The organism is Pseudomonas marvdashtae, assembly GCF_014268655.2.
GTDB classification, from domain to species: domain Bacteria; phylum Pseudomonadota; class Gammaproteobacteria; order Pseudomonadales; family Pseudomonadaceae; genus Aquipseudomonas; species Aquipseudomonas marvdashtae.
In genome coordinates this window covers 379,385-392,378 of record NZ_JABWQX020000002.1, presented here as the reverse complement: position 1 = coordinate 392,378, position 12,994 = coordinate 379,385, and the positions used below count along the sequence as shown (strand labels likewise).

Annotated in this window: 16 protein-coding genes; 7 read left to right on the top strand and 9 right to left on the bottom strand. The window is 61.5% G+C overall.

Annotation, left to right across the window (positions count from 1 at the left end):
• Nucleotides 1–16: 16 nt before the first annotated feature.
• The gene (locus tag HU742_RS21575; protein WP_186634589.1) at nt 17–277 is read right to left on the bottom strand and encodes a putative signal transducing protein; all 261 of its coding nucleotides are present in this window, start codon (nt 275–277) and stop codon (nt 17–19) included.
• A gap of 10 nt (nt 278–287) precedes the next feature.
• A complete protein-coding gene (locus HU742_RS21570) occupies nt 288–470 on the bottom strand; it encodes a CPXCG motif-containing cysteine-rich protein (RefSeq protein ID WP_186634586.1) in 183 nt (60 codons plus the stop codon).
• 138 nt (nt 471–608) lie between these two features.
• Between HU742_RS21570 and HU742_RS21565 the strand changes: the two genes are divergently transcribed.
• Nucleotides 609–1,775 (top strand): 1-acyl-sn-glycerol-3-phosphate acyltransferase, encoded by a 1,167-nt coding sequence (locus tag HU742_RS21565; protein ID WP_186634583.1) that lies wholly within the window; start codon nt 609–611, stop codon nt 1,773–1,775.
• Between the two features lie 4 nt (nt 1,776–1,779).
• Here HU742_RS21565 and HU742_RS21560 read toward each other — a convergent pair whose 3' ends face one another.
• Nucleotides 1,780–2,061, bottom strand: coding sequence for a hypothetical protein (locus tag HU742_RS21560; RefSeq protein WP_186634580.1), 282 nt, complete (start codon nt 2,059–2,061; stop codon nt 1,780–1,782).
• A gap of 224 nt (nt 2,062–2,285) precedes the next feature.
• On the opposite strand from HU742_RS21560, the gene HU742_RS21555 reads away from it, so the two are divergent.
• Nucleotides 2,286–2,492, top strand: coding sequence for a hypothetical protein (locus HU742_RS21555; protein WP_047229420.1), 207 nt, complete (start codon nt 2,286–2,288; stop codon nt 2,490–2,492).
• 56 nt (nt 2,493–2,548) lie between these two features.
• Here the strand turns inward: HU742_RS21555 and HU742_RS21550 are convergent, their stop codons facing one another.
• Nucleotides 2,549–3,133 (bottom strand): YajG family lipoprotein, encoded by a 585-nt coding sequence (locus HU742_RS21550; RefSeq protein ID WP_186612372.1) that lies wholly within the window; start codon nt 3,131–3,133, stop codon nt 2,549–2,551.
• Between the two features lie 206 nt (nt 3,134–3,339).
• On the opposite strand from HU742_RS21550, the gene HU742_RS21545 reads away from it, so the two are divergent.
• Together HU742_RS21545 and mqo are read left to right on the top strand one after the other, a co-directional pair.
• Nucleotides 3,340–3,573, top strand: a complete 234-nt coding sequence (locus tag HU742_RS21545) for a hypothetical protein (RefSeq protein ID WP_186612373.1) — start codon at nt 3,340–3,342, stop codon at nt 3,571–3,573.
• A gap of 734 nt (nt 3,574–4,307) precedes the next feature.
• Nucleotides 4,308–5,816 carry a malate dehydrogenase (quinone) gene (mqo, locus tag HU742_RS21540; protein WP_186634577.1) on the top strand — a complete coding sequence of 503 codons (1,509 nt, stop codon included), beginning with the start codon at nt 4,308–4,310 and terminating at the stop codon, nt 5,814–5,816.
• A gap of 112 nt (nt 5,817–5,928) precedes the next feature.
• On the opposite strand, the gene HU742_RS21535 is transcribed toward mqo, so the two are convergent.
• Both HU742_RS21535 and HU742_RS21530 read right to left on the bottom strand, forming a co-directional pair.
• Nucleotides 5,929–6,216 carry a PA4642 family protein gene (locus HU742_RS21535; protein WP_186634574.1) on the bottom strand — a complete coding sequence of 96 codons (288 nt, stop codon included), beginning with the start codon at nt 6,214–6,216 and terminating at the stop codon, nt 5,929–5,931.
• A 61-nt stretch (nt 6,217–6,277) separates the two neighbouring features.
• Nucleotides 6,278–6,763 carry a hypothetical protein gene (locus HU742_RS21530; RefSeq protein WP_186644021.1) on the bottom strand — a complete coding sequence of 162 codons (486 nt, stop codon included), beginning with the start codon at nt 6,761–6,763 and terminating at the stop codon, nt 6,278–6,280.
• A gap of 285 nt (nt 6,764–7,048) precedes the next feature.
• Between HU742_RS21530 and dauA the strand changes: the two genes are divergently transcribed.
• On the top strand, nt 7,049–8,764 hold the full coding sequence (gene dauA, locus HU742_RS21525; protein WP_186634568.1) for a C4-dicarboxylic acid transporter DauA: 1,716 nt from the start codon (nt 7,049–7,051) through the stop codon (nt 8,762–8,764).
• On the opposite strand, the gene HU742_RS21520 is transcribed toward dauA, so the two are convergent.
• Both HU742_RS21520 and HU742_RS21515 read right to left on the bottom strand, forming a co-directional pair.
• Entirely contained in the window at nt 8,761–9,234 is a 474-nt protein-coding gene (locus HU742_RS21520; protein ID WP_186644019.1) for a WbuC family cupin fold metalloprotein, read from the bottom strand. The two genes, dauA and HU742_RS21520, sit on opposite strands and share 4 nt — an antisense overlap.
• Before the next feature lie 4 nt (nt 9,235–9,238).
• Nucleotides 9,239–9,796, bottom strand: coding sequence for a hypoxanthine-guanine phosphoribosyltransferase (locus HU742_RS21515; protein WP_181287867.1), 558 nt, complete (start codon nt 9,794–9,796; stop codon nt 9,239–9,241).
• Between the two features lie 162 nt (nt 9,797–9,958).
• Here HU742_RS21515 and upp point away from each other — a divergent pair, with 162 nt between their 5' ends.
• Nucleotides 9,959–10,597 carry a uracil phosphoribosyltransferase gene (upp, locus tag HU742_RS21510; RefSeq protein ID WP_186612399.1) on the top strand — a complete coding sequence of 213 codons (639 nt, stop codon included), beginning with the start codon at nt 9,959–9,961 and terminating at the stop codon, nt 10,595–10,597.
• Nucleotides 10,598–10,599: 2 nt separating this feature from the next.
• Complete coding sequence (locus HU742_RS21505) at nt 10,600–11,874, top strand: uracil-xanthine permease family protein (protein WP_186612401.1); 1,275 nt, start codon at nt 10,600–10,602, stop codon at nt 11,872–11,874.
• A gap of 89 nt (nt 11,875–11,963) precedes the next feature.
• Here the strand turns inward: HU742_RS21505 and hemH are convergent, their stop codons facing one another.
• Nucleotides 11,964–12,989 carry a ferrochelatase gene (gene hemH, locus HU742_RS21500; protein ID WP_186644017.1) on the bottom strand — a complete coding sequence of 342 codons (1,026 nt, stop codon included), beginning with the start codon at nt 12,987–12,989 and terminating at the stop codon, nt 11,964–11,966.
• Between the last annotated feature and the right edge of the window lie 5 nt (nt 12,990–12,994).

Genomic DNA, 12,994 nt, shown 5'->3' with positions numbered 1-12,994 from the left:
TCAAACGGCGGCCAGCCTAACAGACCAGCGTACCGGGGTAACTGTCGGGTTCATCGCCAGGCACCGGCAGCGCGGCATTGTAGGCGGTGATCAATTCCCGGGCGTATTGCGCCTGATCGTCCTCAACCGCCAGCCCCAGCAGGCCGTACATCGGCAACTCACCCGCGCCACCCACCAGGTCGCGGCCGACCAGGTGCGCCGTGATGCCTTCGCTGGCGAGCATGCCCTGGAGCAATTCGCCTTCCATCAGGTTTTCCAACTCGTAGATTCGCTGCATGGCCGCCCCATCACTCGTTTTCGCTGAAGACCTCGAGGTGCCATTCGTCTTCGTGGACCTGCAGGACGAAGGTAATCGGTCGGCAACAGACCTGGCAGTCTTCGATGTAGGTCTGGTCGCCGCCGGAAAGATCCACTGAAGTCTCTACCTCTTCCCCACAATACGGGCATTCATAAAGAGCAGCTTCCAGCATCGCGGTCTCCCAAGTGACTTGTGCGTATAATCGCCGGTCTGTTTGCAGGGCTATTTTTGTCTGGCTTACTTTCAGACCGTGCCCTGTCGCGTTTTCGATCGAACCTTTACTTACCCTAGCCGTTTCCAACAAGAGAGCATGATGGGCGAATTCGATGCCATCCGACCTTACGACGACAGCGAAGTACCAGCGGTGCTGGCGCGGCTGCTCAGCGACAAGGCGTTTCTAGATATCCTCACCCACTTCCGCTTCCCGCGCCTGGCCGGCGCTTTTGGCTGGATGCTCAAACCTCTTATAGCGCAGAAATTGCGTCGAGAGTTCGCCGGTGTGACATCGGTCGCCACCTTGCAGGACAAAGTGGAGTTCTACGTCGACCACACTATCGAACGCGCCACCGATGGCGTGACGTACACCGGGGTGGAGCAATTCAAGTCCGGCAACGCGTACCTGTTCATCGCCAACCACCGCGACATCGTGATGGACCCGGCCTTCGTCAATTACGCCGTGTACCACGCCGGCCTGCCAACCCCGCGCATTGCCATCGGCGACAACCTGCTGCAGAAGCCGTTTGTCAGCGACCTGATGCGCCTGAACAAGAGCTTCATCGTGCACCGCTCCATTACCGGGCGCCGGGAAAAAATGGCGGCGTACCAGTTGCTGTCGGCGTACATCAACCACTCGATTCGCAACGATTGCGCGTCGATCTGGATCGCCCAGGCCGAGGGCCGCGCCAAGGACGGGGATGATCGCACCGAATCGGCGATCCTCAAGATGTTCCACATGAGCCGCAAGGACGAGCCGTTCGGCGAAGTCATCCGCTCGCTGAACCTCACTCCGGTGTCGATCAGCTACGAGTATGACCCGTGCGACCAGGCCAAGGCCCGCGAACTGTACATCCGCGCCACGACCGGCACGTACACCAAGGCGCCGGGCGAGGACGACGTCAGCATCGCCAAGGGCATCACCGGCTACAAGGGCCGGGTCCACGTGAATTTCGCCCCGCCGATCAGCGAGTTGTTCGAGGACACCAAGCAGTTGGCCCTGGAGATGGACCGGCAGATTCTCGGCGGCTATCGCCTGTTCCCGGTGCACTACCTGGCCTACGCCCAATGGGCCGATGCCGACCCGCAATTGCAGGTGCCGACGGCGGCCGAGGTATTCGGCGCCGAGGAACTGGCCAAGGCTGAAGAAGAATGGCAGCGTCGATTGGACGCTTGCCCGGAGGAACACCGACCGTTCCTGGTGCTGCAATACGCGACGCCGGTGCGCAATCAGTATCGGGTCAAGGCGGGGTTGGCGCTTTAGGGAGTCAGAGCTGAGTGCTGATCCACGACATCAGCAGTGCCAACCCCAGGCAGGCAAAACCGAACCGGTAGAAAAACCGGTTCATGCGCTGGGTGGCCAGGTCCAGCAGCGCTTCGAATCGTTCATTGCTTTGGCTGCTACGCGCTTCGAGACAGGCCCGCGCCCGCTGTTCGCGGCGACGCGTCGCGTGCAGCACCCAGCCACCCGGGCAGGCAAACAGCAGCGCGAGCAGGTTGATCAGTTTGGCGGGGTGGGCAGCGAACAACGAGAACAGTTGCAACGACATCACAAACCTCAAGGGAAAACGGACGCCTGGCGCCCGGGGACCTACGAACAGGGCGCGGATTCTACCGAAAGCCCGCCGCCCTGCGCCGTTTTTTCCGACCAATAACGATCCCCTACGGGGATGGTTGTTTTGTGGGTCGGGCTCATCTATCTAATTTCATCCGTCACGGTTTCGTCATATGGATAGGCCACCCTGTCGCCCTCCAAACCCACACGGAATCCGTCATGCTGCACGCCGAAAACCAGGACCGCCTCTATCTCATCAGCCCGAGCGATGAACAACAGAACCTTGTCGGCAGTTTGTCCTTCAACGTGCAAGACCGTCATTGGCTGGTGTATTGCGCCCTCGGCGGTCATCAGCATGCGGACCTACCGGAGACAGACCTGCTGACCGGGATCAGCGTGCTGGAGCTCTATTCCCAGGCCGCATGAAGATCGCGCCGACAAAAAAGCCCGCTTGTGCGGGCTTTTTCGTTCGGGACGCAGCCTTACTCAGCCAGCACCTGACCAATGGTCGGGTCCTTGAACAGACGAGTCAGGGCGTCGCTCAATACATCGCTGACCAACTTGGTGTTGGTGTCCTGGTTCGGCGCCATGCCGAAGCGTTGGTCCAGCGAAGCACCGTAGCGACCGCTGTAGCGGCGGCTGGCGTTCTGCACGTCCGAGCGGAAGGTCGCGCCAATCGTCGCTTCGGTCACGTACATGCCTTCCTTGGGCGACTGGTATTTCAGCTCGGCCAGGGTCACGGTCAGTTGCGGCGCGTTCATTGCGTTCGCAGTGGGCGTGAAGCCCAGCAAACGCACGGCTGCCTCGGCCTGGGCCTGCAACTTGGGCAGGATCTGCGCGCCTTGCACCGTGATCACGCTGGTCTCAGGGTACAGGCCACCGCGCGTGCCAAGGGTTGGCGACGGACGACCGTCCACCACTCGCACCACCACCGGTTGGCCCCGACCCACCGGCGCCAGTTGCGCGTTGAGCTTGGGTTCCGGGTTAAGTTGTTGCGGGCTGTGGGCACAGCCGACAAGGGTCAGACTGGTCACGGCGATCAAACCGAACAACAGGCGTTGCAACATGCTTTTCTCTCCAGAATCGGGCACAGACAGGCCGGCAGTATAGCGGTGCGCCATCGCGGCGAACTAGCGTCGCAGCATGAATACTGCAAAGTCTGACATGGGCCGTGCCGGACGGTTCCTGTCACCCCGTTGTCATGGTCCTTACACCGGTGTGTCATGGCCGGCTGTCAGGCTGTCCCCAAGCTCCTTCGACACGGTATCCGACCATGCGCTATCTCATCTCCCTGTTCACCCCACGCCCACATCACCGCTGCTTTGCCCTGCTGGACCGCACCGGTCGTTGCCAGGCATTCAAGCAATGCAGCTTGCAGCCCATGGGCGATGGCTGGGTGGAAATCGAAGAGATCCGTCTCAACTGGCTGCATCAACCATTGCCCGCCAGCGCCTTGGTACAAGCCCCTCGCGCTCGTTCGCGCAGCCGGCAACTGTTGGCCGTCTGACCGCGAGGCTAATAAAAGTCATAAAACACGACCATTTCCGCGCGTTTCTTCGCTACAATCTCCCCCCGATTATAAGGACGTCTCCTGATCGGGCCCCGCAACGCCGCTGATGCGCTTGTATTGGCACCCCGCACCGCCCACAGAGAGCCGCCCACACAGATCGAGTGAAGCTGGCGCGCTTGCTGTTTCCCTGGCAAATCACCACTTTTCGCGAATCTGCAGAGCTGTCATTACGCTCGGTCACTGAGCTGTCTGCCCGTTTTGCCTGTCATGTACTTCATGAGGGCATCCAAACCGGGCACGGTGCCAGGCTGGGACAGCCCTTTTTTGAGGTTCACGTCTTCAAAAGAGCGTGAAAAAACGGGTTTTCACAACTTCACAAGAGTGTGGCGAGCAAATGAAGAGTTTTGCGTCTGAACAAGCACCATTGGCGTCTGGAACAGCCCAACGACACAGGACCGGATATCGCTCAAGAACCGGCGCCTGAAGCCTGTCCGCTACGGATTTGGTTGCACGAACGGATGTCTCGGCCATAAGTCGAATTGCCTGCCCGGCGCTTAAATGAGTTCATGGGACTCTTGAGGCCAGGCTGCATGCATCCGCAGTGTTGCGAAGAATTGCGAAGATTCGGACATGGCGATCCTGGCCATGGATACCTGGGGCGCAACTGACCTGCCCCGCTTCCTGGCCGCTATGCCGACAATTTGGTGCTGCAGATTTTGGAGACGCGTTAAATGGCGCATAACGAAGCAGTCGATGTAGTTCTGGTAGGGGCCGGCATCATGAGTGCCACCCTGGCCGTGCTGCTCAAGGAGCTCGACCCCGCGATTTCGCTGGAAGTCGTCGAGCTGATGGACTCGGGTGCCGCGGAGAGTTCCAATCCCTGGAACAACGCCGGTACCGGCCACGCCGGGCTGTGTGAGCTGAATTACACGCCCCAGGCCGCCGATGGCAGTGTCGACATCAAGAAAGCCGTGCACATCAACACTCAGTTTGAAGTGTCGAAGCAGTTCTGGACGTACTTGACCAGGAAAGGCACGTTCGGCTCCTCAAAATCCTTCATTGCCCCGGTGCCGCACCTAAGCTTCGTGCAGGGCGAGAAAGGCGTGGAATTCCTGAAGAAGCGCTTCGAACTGATGCGCCAGCATCACGCTTTCGCCGACATGGAATACACCGAAGACCGCGAGCAGATGGCCGAATGGATGCCGCTGATGATGCCCGGCCGCCCGGCTGACGAAGTCATCGCCGCCACCCGTGTCATGAACGGTACCGACGTCAATTTCGGCGCCCTGACCAATCAGTTGCTCCAGCACCTGGGCAGCGCACCGGACACCCAGATCAAGTACTGCAAGCGCGTCACCGGCCTCAAGCGCAACGGCAACGGTTGGACCGTCAGCATCAAGGACGTCAACAGCGGCAACACCCGTGAAGTGGATGCCAAATTCGTGTTCCTCGGTGCCGGCGGCGCGGCGTTGCCGCTGCTGCAAGCTTCAGGCATTGAAGAAAGCAAGGGGTTCGGCGGCTTCCCGGTCAGCGGCCAGTGGCTGCGTTGCGACAATCCGGAAGTGGTCAAGCACCACCAGGCCAAGGTCTACAGCCAGGCCGCGGTAGGCTCGCCACCGATGTCGGTGCCGCACCTGGACACCCGCGTGGTCGACGGCAAGAAATCCCTGCTGTTCGGGCCGTACGCCGGTTTCACCACCAAGTTCCTCAAGCACGGCTCGATCATGGACCTGCCGCTGTCGGTACGCGCCGGCAACATCGGCCCGATGCTGGCCGTGGCCCGGGACAACATGGACCTGACCAAGTACCTGATCAGCGAAGTGATGCAGTCCATGGAGCAGCGCCTGGAATCCCTGCGTCGCTTCTACCCCGAGGCGAAAGCCGAAGACTGGCGCCTGGAAGTGGCCGGCCAACGGGTGCAGATCATCAAGAAAGATCCGAAGAAAGGCGGCGTTTTGCAGTTCGGTACCGAACTGGTCGCAGCCAAGGACGGCACCCTCGCCGCCCTGCTCGGCGCCTCGCCAGGCGCGTCGGTCACCGTTTCGATCATGCTTGACCTGATCGAGCGCTGCTTCCCGGACAAAGCCAAGGGAGAGTGGGCCGCCAAGCTCGCGGAGATCTTCCCGGCCCGGGAAAAAGTGCTGGAAACCGATGCGGCGCTGTATCGCAAGGTCAGCGCGCAGAACAACGTTGCGCTGGAACTGGTTGAAGAAAGCAGCGAGACCCAAAGCTACGCTTGATTCGACTGGATAAAAAAACGCCCCGCTCTTTCATGAGAGCGGGGCGTTTTTTTGGAAGCTTCGTGGCGAGGGAGCTTGCTCCCGCTGGCCTGCAAAGCAGGCCGCTGATCAATCAGCCACGCGCCTTCTCAACCAATTCGATGTACTCCTCGGCGTTACGCTGGTCCTGGATCAGCGCAACGAAATCGTTGCCGTGCTCATCCTTGCCGTTGAGGTCATGGCCGGCCTCGACAAAGAACGTCAGGAAGCGCTCGAAGTCGTGAGCACGCAGCCCACGGTAGGCCTTGATCAGTTTGTGCAACGACGGCGAAGTGGCATCGACCGGTTCGAAATTGAGGAACTGCTTGACCTGCTCGTCGCCAATCTCGTCACCAATCAGTTGTTTCTTGTCTTTACGCATTGCCGGCTCCAGCTCGCACAGTTCACGGGGCGGGCAGTTTACCCCCGCCAGGCCTCGGGGCTCAACGCGGGCGTGCGGCGCTGGTGTGCAGGTCCGCCCAGATATGGCCGTTGGCGTAGCTGAGAAACTGTACGTACACCGTGTCGTTGCGCAAAAGATCGATCACCACCCGGTACTGGGCCTGTGGATAAGACAGCGTCAGGGTCTTGCTCGCCTCGTCGTAGACCGGCTTCTTCAGGCTTTTGCTTTCACCGTCGAAATTGAGGATCACCTGGCTGATGGTGGCCCCCTTGTTCAAAGGCTTGCCCTTGAGGCGCACCATCAACGGCGACGTGACCGGGATCGGCTGCTGGTTGGACGGCCGCTGGTTGCCCAGCACCACCGAGTACTCGGTGACTTGCAGCAACTGCTGCTGTTCAGGCTGTTCCTGGCGCGCCACCAGATCATCGGGAGGCAGGAACTGGCTGTGCATCGGCGCGGCAATGGCCATGGACGGCAAGCTGGATATCAACAGCAAAGTGGCGCAGCGGCGGATCGATACACGCATGACAAGCTCCGAAGTCTTGGGCGGGCACTCTAGCATGCGCACGGACGGTAAAAATAAGCGACCCGGATCAATACATCCGGGCAGCGGGCGCGGCATACTCGATGTGCCATCAGTCCCGACGCCGAACAGATGCCGTTGCATGATCGTTCCCACGCTCCTGCGTGGGAATGCATCCAGTGACGCTCTGCGTCACATGGGACGCGGAGCGTCCTGGGCGGCATTCCCACGCGGAGCGTGGGAACGATCAGTACGGGGCCAATGCCAGCCCCCTTGCGAGGAGTATTCATGTCTTTCTCCGCCCCACCGTTATTCTCCGCCTGGCGCCAAACCTGGCGTGCCGGCTACACGCTGGAACGCCTGCGCGGCGATCTGGTGGCCGGGCTGACCGTCGGTATCATCGCCATTCCCTTGGCCATGGCTCTGGCGATAGCCGTTGGCGTACCGCCGCAACATGGCCTGTACACGGTGCTGGTGGCAGCGCCGCTGATCGCCCTCACTGGCGGCTCGCGCTTCAACGTGAGCGGGCCAACGGCGGCATTCGTCGTCATCCTGCTGCCTATCACTCAACAATACGGGCTGGGCGGCCTGCTGTTGTGCACCATGCTTGCCGGCGTGATCCTGATCGCCCTGGGCCTGATGCGCGCGGGACGATTGATCCAATACATTCCTTATCCAGTGATCCTCGGTTTCACCGCAGGCATCGGCGTGGTCATCGCGACCCTGCAACTGAAGGATTTACTGGGCCTGAGCACCGCGGGCCACGCCAAACACTACATCGAGCAATTAGGCGAATTGATCGTGGCGCTGCCCAGTGCCCGTCTCGGCGATGGGGTCATCGGCGCCGTGTGCCTGGCGGTGCTGATTGCCTGGCCGCGCTGGGTGCCACGGGTTCCCGGGCATTTGGTGGCGTTGCTGGTGGGCACATTGTTGGGCCTGGCGATGGAACGCGCGGGATGGCCGATCGCGACGTTGGGCGAACGCTTCAGTTATATCGTCGATGGCGTCGCCTACCCCGGCATCCCGCCATTCCTGCCGAGCTTCGACTGGCCCTGGAATCTGCCGGATGGCCAAGGCCGGCCGTTGATCCTGTCCTATGACTTGCTCCGCCAATTGCTGGCGCCCGCCTTCGCCATCGCCATGCTCGGCGCCATCGAATCGCTGTTGTGCGCGGTGGTGGCGGACGGCATGACCGGGAGCAAACACGATCCCAACGCCGAGCTGATAGGCCAGGGCCTGGGCAATCTCGTCGCCCCGCTGTTCGGCGGCATTACCGCCACCGCCGCCATTGCCCGCAGCGCCACCAACGTGCGCAGCGGCGCGTCGTCACCGCTGGCCGCGATCATTCACAGCCTGGTGGTGCTGGTGGCGATTGTGCTGCTGGCGCCGCTGTTCAGTTATTTGCCCATGGCTGCCTTGGCGGCGCTGCTGGTGATGGTCGCGTGGAACATGAGCGAGGCCGGGCACGTGCTGCATACGCTGCGCATCGCTCCGCGCAGCGACGTGCTGGTCCTACTGACCTGCCTGAGCCTGACCGTGCTGTTCGACATGGTGCTGGCCGTCGCCGTCGGCCTGTTGCTGGCCGCCGGCCTGTTCATCAAGCGCATGAGCGAGCTGACCGACAGTGCCGAGTTGCCACGCCATGCCCACCATGCCCTGCTGAACCTGCCCGAACACGTTCGTTGCTACGCCATTCGCGGGCCGCTGTTTTTTGGCGCGGCGGAAAAGGCCTTGGACGTATTGCGCCGGTTCGACCACGGCGTTCGGGTGGTGATCGTGGACATGAGCGCCGTGCCGATGCTGGACATGACTGCCCTGGTCGCGCTGGAAAATATCCTGCGCGATTATCGCAAGCAGGGCATTGGTCTGATCCTGGTGGGGACAGCGCCACGGGTGCGCCTGAAGCTGCGCCGCGCGGGGGTTCATCGCGAGCAGCGTCAATTGGTGTATGTACAGAATCTGGAGCAGGCGCGGGTCAAGAGCGAGAAATGGCTCGCCGCCTAGTCGAACTGGGCGCGCATCCAGGCTTGGTACTGCGCCACGCCCGCTTCGCCTTCGCGCGGCGCCCAGTGGGCCAGTTCGCCGTCGCCGACGGGCCGGTAAGGGCCGGCCTTGCATTCAAACATCAAGCTGTCCGCTTCGAGCACCACCAGGCCGTGATACACGCCTGCCGGCAGGTCGACACCGAGGCAATCGCCGCCGGCCTGGAGGATTCGCTTGTCGATCAGCGTCCCGGCTTCGTCAAAAATCAACACTCCGAGCCGGCCCCTGAGCACCAGCAGGGTTTCCGCCTTGTCGGCGCTCAAATGGCGATGCGGCGGGATGTAGGTCGACGGTTGCAAGCCAACCGCCATGCGATGGCACGGCTCATCCATCTCATGGAAGTTATGGTGCTGTCGCCCGCGAGGACTGGCCGCGGCTTTCTCGGCCAGTTCATCGAACAAGGCTTGATCCAGAAAGGCCGGCCGAGTCATTCGATTACATCCCTTTGACGGCGAAAATACCGTTGGCGTTGCGCCAGTAGCCTTTGTAGTCCATGCCGTAGCCGAAGATGTAGCGATCGATGCACGGCAAGCCAACAAAATCGGCTTTCAGGTCGGGACGGGCCTTGCGGTCGTGGTCCTTATCGATCAGCACTGCAGTGTGCACCGCGCGAGCGCCGGCGTGTTTGCAGAAATCGATGATCGCGCCCAAGGTATGCCCTTCGTCGAGGATGTCGTCGATGATCAGCACGTCGCGGTCGATGAACGAGACTTCCGGCTTGGCTTTCCAGAAAAGGTCGCCGCCGCTGGTTTCGTTGCGATAACGGGTGGCGTGCAGGTAGGAGGCTTCCAGCGGGAAATTCAGGTAGGTCAGCAGCTTGCCGGAGAAAATCAGCCCGCCGTTCATGACACAGAACACCACCGGATTGCTGTCGGCCAACTGATCGTTGATTTGCGCACCGACACGGGCGATGGCCGCTTCGACTTCAGCTTCGGTGTACAGGCAGTCAGCCTCTCGCATGACTTGACGGATATGCTCGAGATCAGCGGACATGGTGCTCTCCAAGGGTGGCAATGCGGAAAAGCCGGCAAAGGTACGCATCCCGCCCGGCCAGATCAAGCATTTGTGGACTAACGTTCTGTATTGTCTATAGGACAACACCCTCGGATAGATTAATCTAGGCCGGTTTTTTTGCCCGCCGCCGGAGCCTTCCCCATGCCCATCCTCGAGATCCGCCACCCGCTGATCAGACATAAACTCGGCCTGATGCGCCGCGCTGACATCAGCACGAAGAACTTCCGCGAGCTCGCCCAGGAAGTCGGTGCCCTGCTCACTTACGAAGCCACGAAGGACCTGCCGCTGGAATCCTACGAGATCGCCGGTTGGGCCGGCACGGTACAAGTGGAAAAAATAGCCGGGAAAAAAATCACCGTGGTGCCGATCCTGCGCGCCGGCATCGGCATGCTCGAAGGCGTGCTCAGCCTGATCCCGGGCGCCAAGGTCAGCGCTGTCGGCGTGGCTCGCAACGAGCAGACCCTGCAGGCCCACACCTACCTGGAGAAACTGGTGCCGGAAATCGATGAGCGCCTGGCGATGATCATCGACCCGATGCTTGCCACGGGCAGCTCGATGGTTGCCACCATCGACCTGTTGAAGAAGGCCGGCTGCCGGGACATCCGCGCCATGGTGCTGGTCGCCGCGCCCGAAGGCATCAAGGCCGTCGAGGATGCGCACCCCGACGTGACCATCTACACCGCGTCCATCGACGAGAAACTCAACGAGCACGGCTACATCATCCCGGGCCTGGGCGATGCCGGCGACAAGATCTTCGGCACCAAGCAGAAGGACGCTTGAGCATGCAGGACGAATTCAACGATCCGCTCTGGCGCCAAGTGCTGTCCGGCGCGCAGATGCTCTTCGTCGCCTTTGGCGCGCTGGTGCTGATGCCGCTGATCACCGGCCTGGACCCGAACGTGGCGCTGTTCACGGCGGGCCTGGGGACGATCCTGTTCCAGATCGTCACCGGGCGCCAGGTGCCGGTGTTCCTGGCGTCGAGTTTTGCCTTTATCACGCCGATCATCCTCGCCAAGGGCCAATTTGGCCTGGCGGCGACCATGGGCGGCGTCATGGCGGCGGGTTTCGTCTATACGTTCCTGGGCCTGGCGGTGAAGATCAAGGGCACCGGGTTCATTGATCGGCTGCTGCCGCCGGTGGTCATCGGCCCGGTGATCATTTCCATCGGCCTGGCAATGGCGCCGATCGCCGCCAACATGGCGATGGGCAAGGCCGGCGACGGCTCCGAGCTGATTCATTATCAAACCGCGATGCTGATCTCGATGCCGGCGTTGCTCACCACCCTGATCGTGGCAGTGTTCGGCAAAGGTATTTTCCGCCTGGTGCCGATCATCTCCGGCGTACTGGTGGGCTTTGCCATGGCGTTTTATTTCGGCGTGGTCGACACCGCGAAAATCGCCGCCGCGCCCTGGTTCGCCGTGCCGGCCTTTACCGCGCCGGAGTTCAACTGGCAAGCAATCCTGTTCATCGTGCCGGTAGCCCTCGCGCCGGCCATCGAGCACATCGGCGGGGTAATTGCCGTGGGCAGCGTGACCGGTCGCGATTACTTGAAGAAGCCCGGCCTGCATCGCACGCTGTTTGGCGACGGCATCGCCACCACCGCCGCCGGCCTGTTCGGCGGCCCGCCCAACACCACCTATGCCGAAGTCACTGGCGCGGTGATGCTGACCAAGAACTACAACCCGAAGATCATGACCTGGGCGTCGATTTTCGCCATCAGCCTGGCGTTCATCGGCAAGTTCGGTGCGCTGCTGCAAAGCATCCCGGTGCCGGTCATGGGCGGCATCTTGTGCCTGCTGTTCGGCTCGATCGCGGCGGTGGGCATGAACACCCTGATCCGCCATAAGATCGACCTGGGCGAAGCCCGCAACCTGGTGATCGTTTCGGTGACGCTGGTGTTCGGCATTGGCGGCGTGCTGGTGGGCACCGGCACAGGCCCGGACGACTTCGGCCTGAAAGGCATCGCGTTGTGCGCCGTGGTGGCGATTGCGCTGAACCTGATCTTGCCGGGCAATGATGGTTGGAAGCAGAAGAAGGCGGATGAGCCGCTGCTGTAAATCTATTGATCGTTCCCACGCTCCGCGTGGGAATGCTTCTACGGACGCTCCGCGTTCGGCTCTTTGGCGCGGAGCATGGGAACGATCGGCTACAGCGCGATCGGCGCTCGCTCGCACAAGGTACTCAACGCCCGCGCCCACTGCGGATCGTCATTGAGACACGGCACCAGCACCAACTCCTCTCCTCCCGCTTCTCGGAACTGCTCACGGCCGCGGTCGCCAATTTCTTCCAGGGTCTCGATGCAGTCAGCGACGAACGCCGGGCACATCACCAGGATTTTCTTCATGCCGCTCTTGGCCAGCTCGTCCAGGCGCGCTTCGGTATAGGGTTCGATCCACTTGGCGCGACCCAGTCGCGACTGGAACGACACCGACCATTTGCCATCGGCCAATCCCATGCGCTGGGCGAACAGCTCGGCGGTGCGAATGCACTGGGCGCGGTAACACGTCGCCATGACTTCCGGCGGCGCATTCTTGCAGCAATCGGCGTCCTTGAAGCAATGAAAACCCGTGGGGTCGAGTTTGGTCAGGTGCCGTTCCGGCAGGCCGTGGAAACTCAGCAACAAGTGATCGTAATCCTGCATCAGGTACGGCTTGGCGCTGGCAACCAGCGCATCGAGGTATTCCGGCTGATCATAAAAAGGCTGGAGAATCGAAAACTCGACATCGAGCTTCTTCTCACCCACGACCCGCTTGGCTTCTTCGATGACCGTCGTGACGGTGCTGTCGGCAAATTGTGGGTACAACGGCGCCAGCGTGATGCGCTTGTGGCCCTGGCTCGCCAGGCGCACCAAGGTTGATTCAATGGATGGCTCGCCGTAACGCATCGCCAGTTCTACTGGCCCCTGCGTCCATTGGGCGGTCATGGCCTGTTGCAAGCGGCGGCTGAGCACCACCAGCGGCGAGCCCTCTTCCCACCAGATCGACGCGTAAGCGTGGGCCGACTGCTCTGGGCGCTTGATCAGGATCAGCGACACCAGCAACCGCCGCACCGGCCATGGCAGGTCGATGACGTACGGGTCCATCAGGAATTGGTTGAGATAGCGGCGCACATCGGCCACCGAGGTAGAGGCAGGCGAACCCAGATTCACCAGAAGCAACGCGTGATCGGTCATGCAAC

Excerpts from the sequence above, each read along its gene's own strand:
- HU742_RS21575 (WP_186634589.1), bottom strand. The coding sequence starts at position 277 with ATGCAGCGAATCTACGAGTTGGAAAACCTGATGGAAGGCGAATTGCTC.
- HU742_RS21570 (WP_186634586.1), bottom strand. The coding sequence starts at position 470 with ATGCTGGAAGCTGCTCTTTATGAATGCCCGTATTGTGGGGAAGAGGTA.
- HU742_RS21565 (WP_186634583.1), top strand. The coding sequence starts at position 609 with ATGATGGGCGAATTCGATGCCATCCGACCTTACGACGACAGCGAAGTA.
- HU742_RS21560 (WP_186634580.1), bottom strand. The coding sequence starts at position 2,061 with ATGTCGTTGCAACTGTTCTCGTTGTTCGCTGCCCACCCCGCCAAACTG.
- HU742_RS21555 (WP_047229420.1), top strand. The coding sequence starts at position 2,286 with ATGCTGCACGCCGAAAACCAGGACCGCCTCTATCTCATCAGCCCGAGC.
- HU742_RS21550 (WP_186612372.1), bottom strand. The coding sequence starts at position 3,133 with ATGTTGCAACGCCTGTTGTTCGGTTTGATCGCCGTGACCAGTCTGACC.
- HU742_RS21545 (WP_186612373.1), top strand. The coding sequence starts at position 3,340 with ATGCGCTATCTCATCTCCCTGTTCACCCCACGCCCACATCACCGCTGC.
- mqo (WP_186634577.1), top strand. The coding sequence starts at position 4,308 with ATGGCGCATAACGAAGCAGTCGATGTAGTTCTGGTAGGGGCCGGCATC.
- HU742_RS21535 (WP_186634574.1), bottom strand. The coding sequence starts at position 6,216 with ATGCGTAAAGACAAGAAACAACTGATTGGTGACGAGATTGGCGACGAG.
- HU742_RS21530 (WP_186644021.1), bottom strand. The coding sequence starts at position 6,763 with ATGCGTGTATCGATCCGCCGCTGCGCCACTTTGCTGTTGATATCCAGC.
- dauA (WP_186634568.1), top strand. The coding sequence starts at position 7,049 with ATGTCTTTCTCCGCCCCACCGTTATTCTCCGCCTGGCGCCAAACCTGG.
- HU742_RS21520 (WP_186644019.1), bottom strand. The coding sequence starts at position 9,234 with ATGACTCGGCCGGCCTTTCTGGATCAAGCCTTGTTCGATGAACTGGCC.
- HU742_RS21515 (WP_181287867.1), bottom strand. The coding sequence starts at position 9,796 with ATGTCCGCTGATCTCGAGCATATCCGTCAAGTCATGCGAGAGGCTGAC.
- upp (WP_186612399.1), top strand. The coding sequence starts at position 9,959 with ATGCCCATCCTCGAGATCCGCCACCCGCTGATCAGACATAAACTCGGC.
- HU742_RS21505 (WP_186612401.1), top strand. The coding sequence starts at position 10,600 with ATGCAGGACGAATTCAACGATCCGCTCTGGCGCCAAGTGCTGTCCGGC.
- hemH (WP_186644017.1), bottom strand. The coding sequence starts at position 12,989 with ATGACCGATCACGCGTTGCTTCTGGTGAATCTGGGTTCGCCTGCCTCT.